The sequence below is a fragment of the Daejeonella sp. JGW-45 genome, from assembly GCF_029360805.1.
Classification (GTDB): Bacteria; Bacteroidota; Bacteroidia; order Sphingobacteriales; family Sphingobacteriaceae; genus Daejeonella.
On record NZ_JARKNC010000001.1, the window covers coordinates 701,304 to 722,069 of the forward strand.

Sequence of the window (20,766 nt, forward strand, 5' to 3'; positions counted from 1 at the left end):
ATCCTTATTAAAACACAAAGGTGCTAATTTTTCATTGCAGAATAATTTGTTTTTTAGCCTAGAAGAAGCACGATGAGTTAATTTTTATAACGCTGGATGAGGGAATAGCCCGCATGAAGAAACACTGTTGCGGTTTAAGGCAATTTATAGAGCTTTTTAAGCTTGGGATATTCGGACTGAGGAACCTGGACTAAAACAGGATTTTTGGATTTGTCAAGAAAGCCGATAAGCTTTAGTATGTTAGCTTCAGTCATGGCTGTACAACCCGCAGTCGGCGACGTGCTTTTACTCCAAATATGCATAAAAATACATGAGCCTTTACCGGGTATTGCCGGGTTAACGTTATAGTCTACAAAAATGCCGTATTTATAGACATCGCTTTTCATACGCATAGTCTCCGCAGAGTTCCAGTCCTTCTGCACGGTGTCGGATTTAACTATCTGGTTATAATATCCCGAATTAACATCATCGACACAGAAGGTTCTTTCGTCGACTTTAAGAGAACTCATCTTGGCTGATATATCCTGATAACCGAAAAGACCAGTTAAATAGTACATGCCTGCGGGAGCATTCCCGTCGCCTTCCTTTTTGAGTTTACCTTTATTCAGGTCAGTATCGTGAAGGCCTTTACCCCATGCTAGACCACTCCGACCGGTTACGATTGGAATATCTTTTAATACAGGCGACCACTTATTATTTTCCCATTGATAAGTACTCATCTTCCCATCGATATTATTCCACCCGTTTGTCGTCACAACAACAAGCTGAGACGTTTTTAACTTTTGATGAATACCCGGTGTTTGATCAAAAAGAAAGGTTAGTAATATGGAGATAAAAAATATCATGATCCGGTAGCGATAGCTTTTTTAAGCCAGTTTTTTCCCTCGGTAAAACGGGTTACCATCATTGCAGATACTGTATCCCCGCAGGCATTTAAAAGCGTAGCCATTGGATCCACCAACGTTCCAATAATCATTACCACAGGCAGCATTTCTACCGGGAAATCGTAAACCGTCATAACGAGTATCTCACCTATGTAACCACCATTAGGTATCCCGCCCTCTACTGTGCTTACTATTATAGTAATACCCAGGGCCACCAGGATCGTATAGGGATCGGTAAAATCCCTGCCCATTATTGCAAAAACAGCAGCGATCTTTATAATTGAGGATATACTGGATCCGTCTTTATGTATAGGAGCGCCGATAGGTATCGCCAGATTTGCGATATGATCCGGAACTTTCATCGCTTTTACCGCAACGAGGTTGGCAGGAATTGTAGCTACGCTGCTGCACGTGCTCAGAGCGGTGAAAGAAGGTATTATATTATTTTTCCAATAAATATTAACACCTGGAATACCGCCGGCTATAAAGGCATACAGGCTAAAGAAAACTATAAAATAAAATAAGCTTAAACCATAATAAATCGCCATTGAATGGGCGTAAGTACCGAATAACTGGGGACCGAATACGCCTATCTGATAAGCAAAATAAGCACCCAAACCTATGGGCGCAAGCTTCATTATTAAAATGAGAAGCTGCTTCATTACCTCGTCACCGCTGATAAGGAACTTTTTAAATGGTTCTCCCGTTTCCCCTGACCGTGATGTAGCAAAGCCCACAAGGAACGAAAATATAATGAATGCTAGCATACTTTTACGTGATAAAAGCTCGTAGAACTCATTCACTGTTAATAAGCTTGCCGCCTGATCACCGAAACTTTGAGGCTTTAATTCCTCAGCCACTTTTGATACCGTTTCGATATTTTGCGGAAGTGGAAACATCCACACAGCGAATACAGTAAGAACCGCCGATATCAGTACTGTTCCAACAAATACTGAAAATAGAACCACCATGACCCTACCCATCTTCTTCGTACGGTCGATATTAGCTATTGAAGAGGATATGGCGAAAAAAATCAGCGGAATAACTGCAGTAAAAAGAAGATTTAAGAAAATATCTCCGATAGGTTTTAAAACTTCAACTTGCTTACCTAATAGTAAGCCTAGTATTGTACCGGAAATTATGCCGATAATAAGTAATATTATACTGCTATAATTCTTTAAAAACTCGGATCGCTTATAAACCATTACAGTCCAAGTTTAGCTGATATTTCGAGCATACGTTCTATTGGCTTCCGAGCTTTTTCTATTATATCTGCAGGAATAGTTACTTCCGGCAATCCATTCTTTAAACACAAATAAAGTTTTTCTAAGGTGTTTCGCTTCATATGCGGGCAGTCGTTACAAGCACACGCATTATCAGGTGGCGCCGGAATAAAAACTTTACCCGGATTGGCCTTCTCCATCTGATGTATTATTCCGCTTTCTGTAGCAACGATAAACTCTTTTGCGGGATCGTTTATAGTGTACTTTAACAACCCTGTTGTCGAGCCAATATAATCGGCCATCTGTAATACTACCTCTTCACATTCAGGGTGTGCTATAAACTTTGCATCCGGATGCCGGGCTTTTAGCTTCATAATCCGTTGCTGCGAGAAAATTTCGTGTACCATACAGGCACCATTCCACAGCACCAGATCCCTGCCTGTTTTTCTCGCTACCCATGCACCTAAATTTCGATCCGGACCAAAAATAATCTTCTGATCTTTTGGCAAGCTTTCCACTATTTGCACCGCATTGGATGATGTACACACAATGTCGCTCAAAGCTTTTAGTTCCGCTGTACAATTCACATAGGTTATCACCAGGTGATCCGGATACTTTTCTTTAAACTTGGCAAATAGCTTCGGCGGACAACTATCTGATAAAGAACACCCTGCTTTTAAATCTGGAAGTAAAACCTTCTTCTCAGGAGATAATATTTTGGCTGTTTCGGCCATAAAATGAACTCCTGCAAAAACGATTATGTCAGCATCAGTTTTTGCTGCTTCCTGGGATAGACCCAGACTATCCCCAATGTAATCTGCGATATCCTGGATATCAGGTTCCTGATAATAATGAGCCAGTATAACAGCATTTTTTTCCTTTTTTAGCCGGTTAATCTCAGAAAAAAGATCCAGCGCCGGATCGATCGGTTCATCAATAAAACCTTTAATATTTAGTTCGTCTAAGGTATTCATTTATCAACTATTCAATAAATACAATTTAATATTTAGAATAAATTCTATTGTTTATTAGGGTGTTGGTTATGTTAGAAAAAGAGGATACTATTTATATAAATAATTGTTTTTAATTAATTATTAACAATATTTAAACATTTTTTAACTATTATCTGCCTGATTATTAAATATTTTACTATTCCTAATATTTCTTATAAAATATTATATGTGCAGTTTTTTAGAAGCTAAAGAAGTGGAATACTTTCAATATTAATCTCAAAACTATTTCAAAAATAAACTAAATTCAGATTAAACGGTTCAATTGCTAACCTGTTTGTAAATTATTCAACTAGTATTACTACTAAATTAACATCTTTGACTGTGTTGTTAACATAGAGCGTCAATAGCTAATTTACATATATATAATAGCATGAAGAATGTTGATTTCCTTGTTGTAGGATCTGGAATAGCAGGACTTAGTTTTGCACTGAAGGCTGCTAAATTCGGTAAGGTTCTGATAGTTACAAAGGCAAATGAAGATGAATCTAACACTAAGTATGCTCAAGGTGGGGTTGCTGTAGTTGTTGATAAAGAGGAAGATTCTTTTGATAAGCATATAGAGGATACGCTTATAGCCGGAGATGGCTTATGTGATAAACGGATTGTAGAGATTGTTGTAACGGAAGGACCTGAGAGAATAGATGAAATAATTAAGTATGGCACTCATTTCGACAAAACGAAGCAGGGTATTTTTGATCTGGCCAGGGAAGGGGGGCATTCGGAAAGCAGAGTGTTGCATTATAAGGATATAACCGGTTTCGAGATAGAACGAGCTTTATTGGATAAGATTCATAAGGACCCTAATATTGAGATATTAACTCATTACTTTGCTGTTGAGCTTATAACCCAACATCATACTGGTGACTTTGTTGATAAGCGGTCTGAAGATATTCAATGCTATGGTATATATGCCTTGAATACAGCGTCGGGTAAAGTCGAGAAGTTTCTTTCAAGGGTAACTCTAATGGCCTCAGGCGGTGCAGGCCATATATATTCAACCACAACAAATCCTGTTATAGCTACAGGCGATGGTATAGCGATGGTATATAGGGCAAAAGGCAAGGTGAGGAATATGGAGTTTATTCAGTTTCATCCAACTGCATTATATAATCCAGGTGAGTATCCATCTTTTTTAATTTCTGAAGCGGTGAGAGGTTTCGGTGGTGTTCTGAGAACCAGGAACGGTGACGAGTTCATGCAGTACTATGATGACAGATTGTCGTTAGCGCCACGGGATATAGTCGCGCGGGCAATTGATGCGGAAATGAAGAAATCCGGGGATGATTTCGTTTATCTGGATATACGGCACCGGGATAAGGCGGACATATTGCAACACTTTCCTAATATATATGCGAAGTGCTTAAGTATCGGATTGGATATGACAAAGGATCTTATACCTGTAACGCCTGCAGCTCATTATATGTGCGGCGGTATTATGGTTGATGAGTTTGGCAGGTCATCTATTCATCGTCTGTATGCTTGCGGCGAGTGCTCATCCACCGGTTTACACGGCGCTAACAGGCTGGCTTCAAATTCGCTTTTGGAAGCACCGGTCTTTGCACACAGAATTTTTGAAGATGCTGTGAGAACTTTTAAGGATAATATTATTCCTGATAATATTCCTGAATGGGACGAAACCGATACCAGATTGTCAAACGAGGATATTTTGGTAACACACAACCTCCGGGAGACCCAAAAAGTTATGAGTGATTACGTGGGGATCGTAAGGTCGGATTTCAGGCTGGATCGGGCTTTAAGAAGGCTCGGTCTTCTTCATGAGGAAACAGAAAGTTTTTATAAGAAAACGACTTTATCTGTTAAGTTGTGCGAGCTTAGAAATGTAATTCAGAATGCCTATTTAGTAATTAAGTCGGCAATGTTGCGTAAAGAAAGCCGGGGCCTCCACTATACCACTGATTACGAGGCACACGCGCAGGAACCACATGATACCGTTTTTTAGTTTTCAGACATGCCGTTAATACTTCCAGTTAAAGATGTAAGTCCTCAGATAGGTGAGAATTGTTTTGTTGCAGAAAATGCAACTATTGTTGGAGATGTTGTGTTGGGCGAAAACTGCTCTGTATGGTTCAATGCTGTTGTGAGAGGTGATGTGAATTATATCAGAATCGGCAACAATACAAACATACAGGATGGAGCTGTGATTCATTGTACCTATCTAAAGGCAGGAACCGATATTGGAAGCAATGTTTCGATAGGCCACAATGCCTTGGTTCACGGCTGTAAATTACACGATCACGTTCTTATTGGCATGGGAGCGATTGTGATGGATAAGGCTGTTGTTCAGGATTTCTGCATTATTGGCGCGGGGGCCATCGTGTTGGAGAACACAATTTGCGAATCCGGATATCTATATGCCGGGATACCAGCCCGTAAGATTAAGCCGCTTAGTGAAGAACAGATGGAAATGCTACGAAAATTGCCGCAAAATTATATCATGTATTCTGGTTGGTTTAGCCCGGATCAGGTTTAGGTATAACCAGCGTTTCTTCGAGATCCCAATTGGGTCGCAGTGAAATTATCTTGTCAAACGTCCAGGCTTTCTCCGGCTGTAGCTTCTCATATATATTGCCGGTATCCCATATCCCGTTTTTGTTTTCGTCATAGATCACCCTTATGCGATATTTTGCGGTTGGATAGGTTAAGTAATGGAGTGTTGTATTCTGACTCACTACATCCTGCCTGTAAATGGTTTCTTTCTCATCCATCCATTGAACGATATAATTTTTTAAACTATCAGGTGTTTGCACCTTAATGGTGATGTTTCCATAGTTTTCTTCAGTATCAAGGGTAAACCGTTTGATATATAATTTGGATCTGTTTCCAAAGATATCGGTAAAGGCATTCTCATTAAATCGCAGAATATATTCTTTACCTAACTTCCAGGGGTACCGGAGTCTATACAGGCGAGCGCTGTCTATCCGGCTTAGTTGGTACTGTACGACGACAGAATCCTCCATTAGAATAATTTGCGATTCCTGAGCAGTTCTTACAGGAGCCGACATTCGTAAGGTAATGTCGGATTTTGGTTTTAACTTGGTTCCTGTAATGTTATCAGTAATAAGTACCGAACGAGCGTAGGTGTCTTTTTTATTTCTCCTGAGGATTACTGTATCTACGGGTATTTCGTTATCAGAAACCATAACTTTAAGCGAATCGAATGTGAGTTCATGGAGCCATATAAAGGCAGAGTCCCGGGTATTGTTTATTTCATATTTCTTTCGAAGATCAAGCTCCACAGGTTGTATTATAGCAACTTGTGGCTTCTGAAGAGGCTTGTTGAAGGTGAGCAATATCCGGCCATCGGATTCTATTTTTCTGTCTGTTACCGCAAATGCTCTTGGAACTGCCTTAAATACTTCTAACTGTATGTCATTAATATTTTTGTTCAGGACAATTGGATCCTTCAGAAAACCTATCTCTTCATTTTGACCATTATATATACGGTCTCCACCACCCTGCTCGTTCAGGGCGTAAATTCTATAGGTGTCCTCACGCAGATTTTTCATACTAAATCTGCCAGCTGAGTCTGTGGTAGTGAAGAAGCTAGCTCTTTTTTTTCCAAAAAGTGAATCCTGGCTGAGCGGTAGGATAAATACTGTTACATCTTTTAAGTTCTCGCGGGTCAGTGAATTTTTTACTGTTCCGCTTAAGGAAAGGGAATCGAGCTCGTCTCCGGTAGCAAAGACATAGGTGTAATTTTGCAGGACGTTCGTTTCGTTGACATCTGCTATAGCTTTTCCAAAGTTTATTGTATACGTTGTGTTTGCCTCAAGGGGCTTATTAAATTTTACTTCCAGGCGTTGCTTTTTGGCTTTGAACTCCGGGAATATTTCAAGTGCCGGTGTAATGCTTACTTCGGTAAATTCGTTGCTAAGTTTTATAAATTCGTCGAACTCGATATGGATCTCTTGTGCAGAAAAATTCCGGGTCAGATTTTTGGGAGTTTCTTTCAGAATTTTTGGCGGGATGCTGTCACGGGGCCCTCCGGTAGGAGATTGTATGCTGGCGCACGATGTAAACAGGATAAACAGCATAGTTACACATAGAAGATAGGTAAGAAATATATGCCTTTGAAAATTTGCCATTTATAAGCCTTTAGAGAGAATATATGTCGATTCGGAGGTTTATGTATATTTGATAGGAGAAAGTGGTTTAGAGCGCATCAAATTAATTCACGCCGATTGTTTTATAAGTCGCTGAAAAACAGATAGTTAAAGCTTATCTGTTCATATGAACCATTAAAACTGAAATATCTGAGGGCGAAACGCCCGAAATTCGTGACGCCTGTCCAAGGGTTTGCGGCTTTATTTTCATAAGCTTTTCTCGTGCTTCTTTTGAAAGGGATACAAGCTTTAAATAATCAAATTCCGTATTGATGTGCTGATCTTCCATTTTCTTCATTTTGGCTACTATTTCTAATTCCTTTTCAAAGTAGCTTTCGTATTTTATTTTTATCTCGGCTTGTTCTACCGTTTCCAAATCAAATTCTTTTAAGAGCCTGTCAAGTTCAGTATCCGATTCACGGATATTGTCAAATCCGATTTGAGGGCGGGTGATGAGCTGGACCATTTTAACGCTTTGACTTATTCCCGGTGTTCCTGCTTTTTCAAGAACAGGATTGACCCTTTCCGGTTCTATTGAGGTAGATTTGAGGTATTTCACTATACGTTCAGCATTCTCGACCTTTTCTTCTACTTTTCTTAAGCGTTGGTCGGAAATTAAGCCGAGTTCATGACCTATTGGACTTAACCTTACATCTGCATTATCTTGTCTCAGCAGTAATCGATGCTCAGCTCGGGAAGTAAACATGCGATAGGGTTCCTCGGTTCCTTTGGTAACAAGGTCATCAATAAGAACTCCAATATACGATTCGGCTCTTTTCAGAATAAGTGACTCTTGCTGATTTATACTTCGATGAGCATTTATTCCGGCAATGAAACCCTGGCAGGCTGCTTCCTCATAGCCAGTAGTGCCGTTAATTTGGCCGGCAAAAAATAGATTTTTAATTTTCTTAGTCTCCAGACTAAGCTTTAATTGTGTTGGGGGAAAGAAGTCATATTCAATAGCGTACCCCGGTCTGAACATTTTAGCATTCTCGAAGCCCGGTATTTGGGTTAAAGCCCGGTATTGGACGTCTTCAGGAAGCGATGTTGAAAAACCGTTTACATATATTTCTACGGTGTTCCAACCCTCTGGTTCAACAAAGATCTGATGCCGGTCCCGTTCTGCGAAACGGTTTATTTTATCTTCAATGGACGGACAGTACCTTGGACCAAGTCCTTTGATCCGACCGGTAAACATTGGCGACTTTTCAAATCCTTCTTTTAGGGTTTCATGAACGTTGCTATTGGTATAAGTTATCCAGCAGCAGCGCTGATCGGCCGGTAGGTCGACATCGGTATATGAAAATCTGCCTCTTTTGGGATCGCCCCATTGCTCTTCCATTTTTGAATAATCGAGTGACCTTCCGTCGACGCGGGGAGGTGTACCGGTTTTCATCCTCCCAGCTTCAAATCCCAGGTTTACTAATTGCTCTGTGATTCCCGTGGCTGCTTTCTCGCCGGTTCTTCCTCCACCAAACCGCTTTTCGCCAATATGGATGAGTCCATTAAGAAACGTACCGTTGGTTAATACCACCGCGTTAGCTTTAATTTCAATTCCCAATGAAGTTTTTACGCCACAGACCATTTCGTTTTCAGTTAAAAGGCCTACTACGGTATCTTGCCAGAAGTCTACATTTGGTGTTTGTTCCAACATTAGCCTCCATTCTTCAGCGAACCTCATTCGATCGATTTGGGCACGAGGACTCCACATAGCTGGCCCTTTGGAACTATTAAGCATTCTGAATTGAATGGTTGTTTTATCGGAGATGATTCCAGAATATCCCCCCAAAGCATCTATCTCACGAACGATCTGGCCTTTTGCTACCCCACCCATGGCGGGATTACAACTCATTTGGGCTATTGTGCCCATATTCATTGTAATTAAGAGGACCTTAGATCCCAGATTTGCAGCAGCAGCGGCAGCCTCACATCCGGCGTGGCCTGCGCCAACGACAATTATATCGTATTTTTCAAACATAATTTAATGTTCCACGTGGAACAACTACAAATTTACCACTAAAATTATTCATGTTTCACGTGAAACATGTGAACATGCTTCGTAACAGCTTGAAATATTAATCTGTTAGTTCGAGCCATCGAAGTGTTTTGTCATCAATACTTTCCTTTTTGGCCTGTATAGCAGTGGCTATTTCAGAAAGCTCTATATGATCAGTTATTCCGGAATTTAAACGTTCAGTAAGTTTAACGACATCAGCCTCTAATAATTTTATCGAGACTTCGATATCTTTTAACTCTTTTTCGTCTTTGAATGAAAGTTTCTTTTTTAAAGGCGCAATGTTTTCGCGTCTGATCTCTTGAGCAGGATTAACCTTAGTTGGTTTTTTAAGGTCGTCCTGCTCAAGCCTGTAGTCTGTATAATTACCGGAATAAACTCTCACTCTTCCCTCTCCTTCCAGAATGAACAGCTGGTCAGTTAAACGGTCGATAAGGTACCTGTCGTGGGAAACAAGCATCAAAATACCAGGGAAGTTGATCAAAAAGTCTTCCAGAACGTTTAGGGTATCAATATCAAGATCGTTGGTAGGCTCATCGAGTATCATATAGTTTGGGTTCTTCATAAGGACCCGCATTAATTGAAGTCTTTTCTTTTCTCCGCCGCTAAGCCTGTTGACCAAACCGTATTGTTTTGCGGGAGGGAACAGGAAATGGGTGAGTACCTGGCTGGCGGTTAGATTCTTTCCATCAGCCATTGTAATATATTCTGCGACATTTTTAACTACATCGATAACCCTCTCCTCTTCTTTGAATTCAAGACCTCCCTGCCTGTAATATCCGAAAACCGTTGTTTCGCCTACACTAACAGATCCGCTATCGGGTTTTAGCGCCCCGGTTATGATGTTCAGCAATGTCGATTTGCCGGTTCCGTTTTTACCCGCAACACCAATTCGATCCCCCTTTTTAAAAGTATAAGAGAAGTCGTTTATAATTTGCTTTCCGTTAAAAGATTTACTTACACGGTCAAGCTCAAGAATTTTATTACCCTGGCGGGACACGTTGACACTTAATTCCAAATTTGACTTCGTCGCTCTCTCCTTAGTTTTTCCCTCGAGTTCATAAAAGGAATCTATCCTTGATTTTGATTTGGTCGTTCTGGCTTTTGGCTGCCGCCGCATCCATTCAAGTTCTTTTTTTAATAGATTAACGTTCTTGCTGAATGATGCATCTTCTGCTGCGGTTTGCTCAGCTTTTTTTTCAAGGTAGTAGCTGTAATTGCCATTAAATGCCTGTAGCCTTCCCCGGTCAAGTTCTATGATGCGAGAGGAAACATTGTCGAGAAAATACCGATCATGAGTAACTAGTATAATGCTTTTTTGCCCGGTTGTCAGATAGCTTTCAAGCCATTCTATTGTTTCTATATCAAGATGATTGGTCGGTTCATCCAATATGTACACATCCGGATCATCGATTAAAAGTTTTGCCAGAGCAAGCCGTTTTCGTTGTCCCCCGGATAAAGTGGAGATTTTCTGTTCAAGATTTTGAATACCCAGCCTGCCAAGAATAGTTTTTATCTCATATTCATATTCCCAGGCGTTCTCGGAACTCAGCTCGTCCATCAGCGTGTTAAGCAGGTTGTTGTCTGCAACAGGTTGATTAACAGCCTCTTCGTATTTTCTTATAAGCTGTTGACGTGTATTATCGATGGAGTAAATGAAATCAGTAATGGGTTCATGGTCGTTAAATTGGGGATCTTGCTCTAAGTAACCGATTTTTAAATTCCGCTCGGTAACTACCTTCCCAACTGATGGCGCCAGTACACCCGAAAGTATTTTGAGAAGGGTCGATTTTCCAGTACCATTAATACCGACCAATGCGACGCGCTCCCCTTTATTTATCCCGAAATATAGGTCAGAAAACAGCCAGTTATCATTAAAAGAATGGCCTAATTGTTCGGTAGATAAAATGCTCACGTAATGATTTAATTATTGAAGAGTTTTTATTTGGTTGTAGTTATGATTGTTCTGCTTATTGCTCTTGGATAATTGAGCTTATCGTAAGCAAATGCAAAGGTACAAATTACATTTGTGGAATAAATGTGATAAGCTTTGCTTCATGGATGCGCAGAGCCCTCAAATTGATTTCTGAAATTAATCAGGTCTTCTATCCAGGTAATAATTTTCCTTGCCGGTCATTATTGCTTTGGCCGACTTTCCTTTGTCAGGATAGCCTAGAAGATGCAGGACACCATGAATAATGACACGGTGCAATTCATCATTGAAAGCCACGTTAAAGATTAGCGCATTTTCGCGAACCCGGTCAATACTTATAAAAATGTCGCCAACTATATAGCCCGGTTGGTCACTGTTGTCAAAAGTAATTATGTCAGTTAAGGTATCATGATTAAGATACTGCTGGTTAATAGTCAACAGATAATTATCGCTGCAAAATATCAAATTGAGCTCGTGCAGGATAAAATGTTCAGATTCTATAGTTTCACTGACCCACTTCCGCAAACGACCTTTCTTCTTGACGTTGAAGGGTATATCTTCTGAAAAAAAGTTAATAGGAATGCGGGGCATTAAATCTTAAAATGTAATTCAAGCTCATTTCCCCTGGAGTTGAAAATGCACTGGTCGGCCAGGCGTTTTATAATAAAAACACCTCTCCCGGTAAGGTTTTCCAAATTATCCGGTGCTGTTGGATCGGGAATATTGTTGAAATCAAAGCCTTCTCCCTCATCTGATACAGTAAAAATCAAGCGCTTATCCTCCACGACCTCGAGATTAACATATACTTTTTTATCCGGGTTTTCGCGGTTACCGTGTGTTATAGCATTAACAACGGCTTCGCTCAGGCACGTAAGGACATTAGCATATATTTCATCGTTGAAATTATATTTAACACTAAGGTTATCTATGAAATTTTCGAGCGTGGTAATACTGTCAATTCTGGAAGGTAACTGTAACGTGTGCAGCGCTGTATTATCTGAAAACTCTGTCTGATTAATCATTTATTACCCGAATTTAAGTATTTAAAATAATCACCGACCTTAATTTTGTAAAAAGAATTTAATGAAGGGGGTACAGTCTTAAGCAGATCGGTTTCTTTTTGCTTTATTTTCTGATATTCCTGCAGGATAATTTTATAATCCGGAGCAGGAGTTATCCCCTCCTTGCTTTCCCTTTTCTCATCTTGTTCACGCTCACGTTCGGCTTTATCTGCCTCCAGCAACTTGCTTAATATCTCCTGTTGTCTGTTCAGGGTTTCCTGCTGAATCTTCTTGTTTACGAGGTCGGTCTCCGTTTGTTCCATCTCTTTCACTAATTGATTAAGATTTCCAAGGCCACTCTTACCGTCTTTATTTTCCATCCTGTTAATTTCCTGCATCGCTTGCCGTATCATTTGCTGCTCACGAGCCATCCGTGCGAGTTGTTCGCTCATCCCCTGGCCATTCTGACCCTGAGCCTGTCCGCTTTTGCCCTGCTGCCCGGGTCTTTGCTGCCCGTTTTGTTTTTGCATCTCATCCCGGGCCTTTTGCATGTTTTTATTTAGCTGCTCCTGCATCTTGCTCAATTGAGACAGGCTCTGTTTCTTCTGTTTCCCTTTGCCTCCGGGCTTGCCATTTTGCTGTGCCTCTTGTATCTGGTCAAGAGCCTCATTTAACATTAATGCAAGGTTGTTAATGGAAGTCATAGCAAATTGCTGATTGCGATTTGCCTCGGCCGTACGACGTTCTCCCAAGCTTTCAATAGCCTTACTGACGTTGAAGTTAATAGCCTGGACCTCCTTATTCACAACAGACTGAATTTGCGGCACTTTTTTGCTAAGCGAATAGAGACTGTCTTCAATCATTTTCAGATTGTCTTTAATATCTTTTTGCTTTTGGGTTTGCAGCACATAAGACGGATCGCTGGTATTAATTCCGCGAATAGCCTGCATTGTTTTTTCCTGATCAAAGGAACTTGTAACAAGGTTGTCTAATATTTGACGCAGGCTCTTAATATTAACCTCATTTTCCTGCTCCTCACCTTCCTGTTGCATACTCTCCAGTTTCTTATAAAGCTGTTTCATTTGCTCTGCTGCCGCCTTCTGGTTTTGTGCCGCTTTTTTTCCGTCTTTCTTTTCCAGATTATCAGAACTTCTTTGCTGTTCCTGATCTATCTTTTCCTGCTCCTTCTCCGGATTCTCAAAATCGTTTTTTTGCTCGAGGTCGTTGTCCTTTTTTTCCAGTTCCCTTAAGTCTTCCTTCAGATCCTTAAACGTATCTTTCAGCTTTTGTTGAGTATCTTTCAGCTCCTTGTTCTCAATCTTTTCGTCCCGGGATTTTTCACTTAACTTCTCCTGAGCCTCAGCGAGTTCTTTTAGCTTATCTATAGCCTCTGTAAGTTTTTGATCGAATTCGAGCTGCTTATATAATTCCAAAATCCTGTCCAGCTCCTTTTGAAGCGATTTATTGTCTAACTGCATTTTAGACAATTCTTCCTGGGTCATTGCCTTATTATTCTTTTCAAGCAATTTTTCAATGTTCTTCAGTATCTCGCGTGTCTTCTCATCAAGAACATTGTTGAATAAGTCTTCAATTTGTTTTTGCTTTTCGAGGATATTTTCATTCTGTTCCCGATTCTCATTTTGCTCAAAAAGATTTTGTTTGTTTTCTTTTTGAATATCCTTAACCAATTCTTCGAGCTCCTTTTGTTTCTGAAGAAGATTTTCTATCTGTTTTTTCTCTTCGTAAGTAAGGCTCTTTTTATTAAGCAGGTCCTGATTTAATCTTTTAGCTTCCTTTTCTACAAGGGACGACTGACGGATAGCTTGCTCCATTTTTTCTTTAATCTGCGCCGCATTGGCTTCGAGTTGCTTTTCCACCTCACGTTCAGACGCAATCTTATAAGTCCTGACGGCAGATCTGCTGGCTTTAGCGCCATTCACTCCATCGTTGTCAAATACCTCGAAATAGTATTCTATTTGATCACCCGGATTGGCTTTAGCATCATTTACATCCCAGATATGGAAAAAGCTACTTTGAAGGGCGTTTTTATCAAAATTCAAAGTCTTTATCACGGGTTTTACACTAGCTGAGGCTCCTCCAGCCGGCAATACTTTATAGTTAAAATTGAGCCTGGAAAAACCATGATCATCATTCACCTGGCCCACAAAATAAAGCACCTTGGTGTTTACCGAATCCGGCCGCTCCGTGACGTCGATTGCAGGCATAAGATCCGGAATAACACGCAGCTGATATGACACCGAATCTGATGTGGAAACATCTTTACTTACCGGCCTGATCTTATAACTTAAATTTTTCATCGCACGGTATGAAAAGTTAAACAAACCTTTATTGGATTCCTGAATCCTGAAGTGCTGTTTGTCTATATTTACATCCAGTTGATCGCTGCTACGGGTGTTGAATTTCCAGTTAACTTTAGTGCCGACGGGGACGCTCAGATCACCTGAATTTTGCAGTCTTTCGTTAGGCTTGTTTAAATAAGAAGGATATTCCAGATATATATCGAAATTTAATAATGTCGGACGTGCCTTGACACTAAGAGTATAATCTTCAGAGCTAAACTCTCCGCCTTTCAAACGTATCGTTTTAGATTTTTGAACATTTTTAAAGGTGTAATTGAAAAGAATTATATTCTCCTTGTCAAGTTTAAAGGTGTTCGCCCCATCTTCAAGGTAAAGCTCGGAGGGTATCTCATTCCCTTTTAGTTTCACTTTTAGTGTATAATCATCACCCTGGATAGCAGAAAGGTTGTCATTGAGGATTTCGAAGCTGAAAGGCGCTTTTTTAATGAACCTTTTGTCATAATTTAAAAGACGCTCGGTACCCTCGCTTAAAATAGATGGCGCAGCAAAGAAGATTATTATTATAGCCGAAAGAGGCACCAAAGCGTACTTAATATACCTTTTATTATCTTCTATATGTACAGCCGAAGTGAAAGGCACAGGCCGCAATTCCAAAATTTTCTGATCTATACTGGCATCAATTAATGTGCGCTGGTCGGGGTTTATGTCGGCAAGCTTTTTTAATTGTAAAGTGTTTAAAAGCTTGTCCTTTACAGGCGCAAAGTGATCCCCAATTATATCAGACGCTTGCTCATGGCTGATCGACTTCCCAAGTTTGAAATAGGATAAAAGGGGAAATATTATATATGTGATAAGTATAGTAACGTTTCCTAAAATGAAGGTGTAGAATAAAAATGTCCTCGCCAAGGGGTCAAAACGCCAATAATATTCGGCGATGGTTACTAAGATATAAGCTGCAAAGAGGGATGCTGCCATAAAGATGGCACCCTTTACAACTTTATTCAGGTAATATTTACGGATAAATCCATCGATTTTCTGAATAAGATACGCGTAATTATCAGCAGACCTGCCCATGGTTAGTATTCACGTATAATAATATAACATGAAATTAACGAAAAATAGGAATATTCCGTATGTAAAAATATAGTTCAGGAAATATGATTATCAATTGAATGCCTGTCCGGTCATCTTTTCTTCTTCAAAAGAATAACATTTGCAACCTTGCGTTCTCCTTCATGATCCCATTTTTTATTGTCGGTGGGATAATTTACAACGCCATTTCCTCCGTACCCATTCACCCACAAAGTTGTTGACCCGCCGCCGTCAAGGTTTATAGCATCATCGGCTTTCAACCAGCGCATCAGCCTCGTGAGTTCAAAAAGGCTCATCCCGGCAGAATTTGCATTTCTGCCATCTACTGTCAGTAAAAGAATTCGATTGTTTTTGGTTACAGCCACCGCCGTCCTTGGATGACGGGTTTTATTAAATGTGTTGGAATCTAGTTTTTCTTCTCGTTTGTCGAGTATAAGCAGCGGTCCGCTGACCATCACGTCTTCACCCTGAAGAGATTGCTCCCAATCAGCGTTGCCGTTAAATTTAGCAATATGCAGCCTTCCTTTGTTGAAAACCAGCGCCGAGCTTTGATGTCCGGCACGTTGGCCTGTTTTACCGAGCCTGTTTTCATTGATAACCACGCCGTCTGCCTTAATATAATCTACAGAGCCGCCGTTGGCAATATCGAAAAACGTGCCATTCAGAGCCGCTATTGAATTTGTCGACTTGCCAAACTCACTGGTTATGGTGTTTTTTTTTGCTTCATATCCAAGATCCAACATTAGATTTTTCCTTGGTTTTATTTCTACAATGCTAACGTTTTGATTAGAACCAAAAAGACTGTTATTGTTAAACCAGTAAGTTTTAAGAAAAACACCTGGGGCGATTTTTTCTTTTTTCCAGGATGCTTTAACAACTGTGATGGAATCATTTTGAGCAATAACCTGCCCGGATAAGCATCCTGAAATAAGGATTGTGATAAAAAGTGACTTCATAAAGAGTAATATAAAGCGCGAAGTTATTGATTCAGTATTAAAAAAAAGTGCTGCCAAACTAATTTTGGCGGCGCTTTAGAACATGACCGTCTTACTTTTTAGGATTCAGGGCCTCTTCAATCCGCACCAGGATATCGTCAAGATGTGATTGAATTAGCGAGTTGCTGAACTTCGGCCGGGCAGCTTTTACCTCGGTTGCCAGTATTTTTAATTCATAACGTGCCATCGGTCGCACATCAGACTGCGATACATCCATTTGAGGTGACAAGGCTGACTGCTGTCCCTGTGGCTGGCCTGGGAGTGCCGGTTCGTTTTCATTAAGCAAATATGATATTCGCTCGATGTGGGCCCGCTGAAGGTTTCTCCGATAGGTATTAATGTTGCTGCCGCTTCTCAACTCAGACCAGATCCCTTTTCTTAAATCGGCAAATAGTTCATCCATTCCGTAGGCCTCAGAACCGTTCTTGACCGAATTGTCGATAACTCTGCTGAGGCGTGAGAAGTCCAGAATGCCATTTAACACACCAACCTGGGTTCGTCTCAATCTTTCTACAATACCAGCATTATCAAATTTATTCAGGACTTTGTGATCAAGTAACCAGAAAGGAGTGGCAAATGCCTGTTCGTTAAGAAATTTAACAGCATTTTTTTGTTTTAACTGCGGAACATGAGTGTAGACCGACCCCTCCTGTTCGTAGGTTTTGTCGTCTTCGTAAATGCCGCCGATATTAGCACGCACATGGCCCATATACCGGTTCCATTGGGTCAAAACCTCTCCATATAATTCTTGAAGATTACTATAAGGTTGCCCTTCCTCATAAGTCCACTTTTCAATATTGGGTACAATCCTCTTCAGATTGGCGATCCCATACATCGAGGCTTTTACAGCGTCATCGCCCAGATCTTCAGATTGTGAGCGCGGATCTATAGGGTTTCCTGTTTGTTGTCCGTAAAAGTAAACCGGGTTGCCGGCTTTTTCAACGGTCCATTTATTCAGGATCTTGGCTTCCTGTTCAGGACTTAGGTTGTCGAACCAGGTATACCCCCACTTAATAGCCCATTTGTCATAATCTCCGATGCCCGGATACAATATCACTCCCTCGTCACCAGGTTGTGCTATATAGTTAAAACGTGCGTAATCCATAATTGAAGGTGCGGTACCTCCCATTCTTTTCGTAAATGATGGCGACCGGAGTGAGTCAACCGGATAAGCTACGCTTGAGCCAAAGTTGTGTGGAAGACCTAAAGTATGTCCAACTTCATGGGATGATACAAAACGGATAAGCTGACCCATAATTTCATCTTTGAATGAGGGCGTCCGTGCATCCGGGTTAATAGCAGCAGTCTGAACAAAAAACCAATTCCGGACCAGGTTCATAACATTATGATACCAACCAATGTCGGATTCGATTATTTCTCCCGAACGAGGGTCGGCAATATGCGGACCATAAGCATTTGCGATATTTGATGCAAAGTACCGGATTACTGAATAACGTGCATCTTCAGGAGACCAATCAGGATCGTTTACCGGCGCTTCCATAGCAGTGATTGCATTTTTGAATCCGGCGGCTTCGAAAGCAACATTCCAGTCTTTAACACCCGCGATAAGGTATGGCCTCCACTTTGCCGGAGTGGCCGGGTCGATATAGTAAATGATTTGTTTTGTTGGCTCAACTAATTCGCCGCGTTTATAGGCAGCAGGATCTTTGGGTTCAAGCTTCCAGCGGCGAATGTAACGGGTAACCTTTGCTTTTTGCGCGTCCAGGCCGTAATCCGTCTGACTCTGACCAAAAAAGCCAACGCGGTCATCCGCGAAACGTGCCTGGTAAGCTACCTTGGGTAGAAGAAGCATTGAATTATGGATTTCAACGGTCATAGACCCAATAGATTTGTCGCCGGGAGGATCAGTCGCGCGGTAGGTTTTTAGCGAACGCACCTCGATATTTATTGGAAAAGATTTGACAGTATCAATGTACGTACGGTTTTCATCCAGCGTGGTGATCTTGTAAAGCGTGCGCAGTGCCTGTGGCAATCCCAGCGACTGAACATCTTTGGAGTACAGGTCGGTTACATCGATTACTACCGAATTGGAATCTGTATTTAGAGCCTTTATGTCGAAAGATGACAGAACCGCATCAAGATTAGAATTTTTAACAGCCTGGAACATTTCCGTCTCCTGCGAAGCAATATTTCTATAAGATGGAACGCGGATGAATACTTGTCTGTCGCGTCGCTGCCATTTCCATACTTGCTCGTTCAATTCTTCGCCACCATACGTACCGTCTACTGTCGGGGTTTTGGCATAGCGCGTAACGACCAGCATCTCACGGTCGAACAGCGAATCTGGTATTTCATAGAAATATTTATTATCCAGGCGGTGAACCTTGAAAAGCCCATTGTCGGTCTTCGCTTTGTCTGTAATAACTTCTTTATACGGGCGGATACCTGTTTTGGGTGCTGTTGAAGCGGGCGCGGGCGTTGAACTTGTTGCCGGTGCCGGTATGGGATTGTTTCGATTCTGTGCGAGCACATTGCTAAAATTCAAAGAGGCGAATAATGACGCAAAAGCGATATACCACACGCGATGTAGATTTCTTTTCATATTAATTTGTAATTGGGTTAGTGGAATGCAATCTACAAATGTATAGTTTGAAGCGAATAATGGACAACTGACTAACTATTATTTGCCAGATGATCAAATCCTCCTTTTAAGCGTAAGAATGATCCTTTCCTTATCTTTGATGTTTTTAGTGCCATGCGGCAAAACGTCAATAATAAAGCTTCGCTCTGATTTTGAGCGGAATAAATTATCAATATCTGAAGCACTCATCTCAGAAACCGGCCTGAAATTTATAGCAAGAATTTCATCGTCCTTACTTAAACCTGCTTCTGCAGCAGATGAGCCTGGTTCAACGCGGCTTACCAAAAGCCGATCATACTTTTCGCCCGCAGAGGTTAATTCCATCCCGCTCATATCGTGTTCAAAAGGTTCATTTAGTACGACTCCGGGCTTTATATATAATGCCGACGAACTGTAATCGAAAACAACGTTAAACCGCTTTAGTACTGTTATTCCCATATTACCATTTCTGGCAATCGAGTAAACTTTTGAACCCACGTCTTCATAATCAGGAAAGGCGGCAATGACATTTTCGAGACGGTATTTTCCTAACGTAATTGATGAAATCCGGCCTATGCGGCCACTGATTGGCCCGGTAAGCCCTATTCCAAGATTTCCTTCAATACTAATTTCCGGCACCCGAAAAGGCAGTCCATTATGAGTCTCAAGTGAAAGCGGATGGCCGGCACCCGTGTCCAGTATCAATTTTGCAGTTACTTTTTCACCAGATGTTAATTCTATATCAGAAAAAACGTATGGCTTTCTGTCTTCAATGGATAAGGGAATTCGATAACCCTTTCTCGGAATGAATCGTGTTTCAGGCTTGTATATTGTCAGCGTGTTCAGGGTAAAATTAATCCTTACAATAAAGCTGTTAAAAAACTCATATCCAACTAAGCCATGGACCGGCATTCCAACATAGTTTGATAATTCGAAAATGTCCTTTTTAAGGATCGCAGCCGGTAAGCCCTTTGCGTAGGTGCTGCCGAAGCCTACGTCAATGGATGGAGTAACGTAGGCACTCAAAGGTTCACCCTCTCCGAAACCGGTTATACTAATGCTCCTTAAGTTCCTTATAGAAACCGAATCGATAAGCTTGGGATCTGAGATAAGAAAAAGTCCGACTCCCGTGTCCAGCACAAAATTAAAAGGCCCTTTCCCGTTTACCGTAAGTTTAATGATCATTAGGTTCTTAACCATCTTAAATGGAACAACCTCTTTCTTACGCCGCCCCGGGAACTCAAAGCTTTGCGCTGATACTTCAGTCGTTAAAAAAACAAACTCCACCAGTATGATAAATGAACTTATCATAAAAGTCCGCGGAAACGAACAGACGAGTTTATTTAAAAGACTAAACATGTCTAAACAAGTTACGTCATAATATTTTAATCCGATTCAAATCTTCTGAATAGTTTCCTGTTTTTAATTATGAGAGCTATCCTACTAACATTGTTTCTGATAAGGTTGTGAACAGTGAAGAAATCCTGTAGCCTTCCCATTTTTAAGACACCGTTAATTTAGAGTTATTTCCTCAATTAATACATTCTTCGTGTTGACCTCAGTCTGTTGTTTGGAGATCATAGCA

14 protein-coding genes are annotated in these 20,766 nt (G+C 40.8%); 2 read left to right on the top strand and 12 right to left on the bottom strand.

Going from position 1 to position 20,766, the window contains the following annotated elements; translation table 11 throughout:
* Positions 1-134: 134 nt before the first annotated feature.
* Genes P2W76_RS03255 through nadA form a run of 3 tightly spaced genes read right to left on the bottom strand, consistent with a single transcriptional unit; the run spans position 135 to position 3,081 of the window.
* The gene (locus P2W76_RS03255) at positions 135-845 is read right to left on the bottom strand and encodes a L,D-transpeptidase family protein (protein ID WP_276346050.1); all 711 of its coding nucleotides are present in this window, start codon (positions 843-845) and stop codon (positions 135-137) included.
* Positions 842-2,089, bottom strand: a complete 1,248-nt coding sequence (locus P2W76_RS03260; protein WP_276346052.1) for a dicarboxylate/amino acid:cation symporter — start codon at positions 2,087-2,089, stop codon at positions 842-844. Before P2W76_RS03260 ends, P2W76_RS03255 begins: the two co-directional genes overlap by 4 nt.
* Positions 2,089-3,081: a quinolinate synthase NadA gene (gene nadA / locus P2W76_RS03265; protein WP_276346053.1), complete on the bottom strand. Its 993-nt coding sequence runs from the start codon at positions 3,079-3,081 to the stop codon at positions 2,089-2,091. Before nadA ends, P2W76_RS03260 begins: the two co-directional genes overlap by 1 nt.
* A 409-nt stretch (positions 3,082-3,490) precedes the next feature.
* Here nadA and nadB point away from each other — a divergent pair, with 409 nt between their 5' ends.
* Positions 3,491-5,080: an L-aspartate oxidase gene (gene nadB / locus P2W76_RS03270; protein WP_276346055.1), complete on the top strand. Its 1,590-nt coding sequence runs from the start codon at positions 3,491-3,493 to the stop codon at positions 5,078-5,080.
* Between the two features lie 9 nt (positions 5,081-5,089).
* Positions 5,090-5,611 carry a gamma carbonic anhydrase family protein gene (locus P2W76_RS03275; protein WP_276346056.1) on the top strand — a complete coding sequence of 174 codons (522 nt, stop codon included), beginning with the start codon at positions 5,090-5,092 and terminating at the stop codon, positions 5,609-5,611.
* On the opposite strand, the gene P2W76_RS03280 is transcribed toward P2W76_RS03275, so the two are convergent.
* The 9 genes from P2W76_RS03280 to P2W76_RS03320 form a co-directional block, all read right to left on the bottom strand.
* Positions 5,592-7,226, bottom strand: a complete 1,635-nt coding sequence (locus P2W76_RS03280; RefSeq protein WP_276346057.1) for an Ig-like domain-containing domain — start codon at positions 7,224-7,226, stop codon at positions 5,592-5,594. The two genes, P2W76_RS03275 and P2W76_RS03280, sit on opposite strands and share 20 nt — an antisense overlap.
* Before the next feature lie 133 nt (positions 7,227-7,359).
* A complete protein-coding gene (gene mnmG, locus P2W76_RS03285) occupies positions 7,360-9,222 on the bottom strand; it encodes a tRNA uridine-5-carboxymethylaminomethyl(34) synthesis enzyme MnmG (RefSeq protein ID WP_276346058.1) in 1,863 nt (620 codons plus the stop codon).
* A gap of 97 nt (positions 9,223-9,319) precedes the next feature.
* Positions 9,320-11,173: an ABC-F family ATP-binding cassette domain-containing protein gene (locus tag P2W76_RS03290; RefSeq protein ID WP_276346059.1), complete on the bottom strand. Its 1,854-nt coding sequence runs from the start codon at positions 11,171-11,173 to the stop codon at positions 9,320-9,322.
* A 177-nt stretch (positions 11,174-11,350) separates the two neighbouring features.
* A complete protein-coding gene (gene ybeY / locus P2W76_RS03295; RefSeq protein WP_276346060.1) occupies positions 11,351-11,782 on the bottom strand; it encodes an rRNA maturation RNase YbeY in 432 nt (143 codons plus the stop codon).
* Positions 11,782-12,213 (bottom strand): ATP-binding protein, encoded by a 432-nt coding sequence (locus P2W76_RS03300; protein WP_276346061.1) that lies wholly within the window; start codon positions 12,211-12,213, stop codon positions 11,782-11,784. The genes ybeY and P2W76_RS03300 overlap by 1 nt, the downstream gene beginning before the upstream one ends.
* Complete coding sequence (locus P2W76_RS03305; RefSeq protein WP_276346062.1) at positions 12,210-15,587, bottom strand: DUF4175 family protein; 3,378 nt, start codon at positions 15,585-15,587, stop codon at positions 12,210-12,212. Before P2W76_RS03305 ends, P2W76_RS03300 begins: the two co-directional genes overlap by 4 nt.
* A 110-nt stretch (positions 15,588-15,697) precedes the next feature.
* The gene (locus tag P2W76_RS03310) at positions 15,698-16,561 is read right to left on the bottom strand and encodes a phosphodiester glycosidase family protein (protein ID WP_276346063.1); all 864 of its coding nucleotides are present in this window, start codon (positions 16,559-16,561) and stop codon (positions 15,698-15,700) included.
* 91 nt (positions 16,562-16,652) lie between these two features.
* Positions 16,653-19,163, bottom strand: a complete 2,511-nt coding sequence (locus tag P2W76_RS03315) for a zinc-dependent metalloprotease (RefSeq protein ID WP_276346064.1) — start codon at positions 19,161-19,163, stop codon at positions 16,653-16,655.
* 93 nt (positions 19,164-19,256) lie between these two features.
* Positions 19,257-20,492 carry an aspartyl protease family protein gene (locus P2W76_RS03320; RefSeq protein ID WP_276346065.1) on the bottom strand — a complete coding sequence of 412 codons (1,236 nt, stop codon included), beginning with the start codon at positions 20,490-20,492 and terminating at the stop codon, positions 19,257-19,259.
* Positions 20,493-20,766 lie beyond the last annotated feature (274 nt).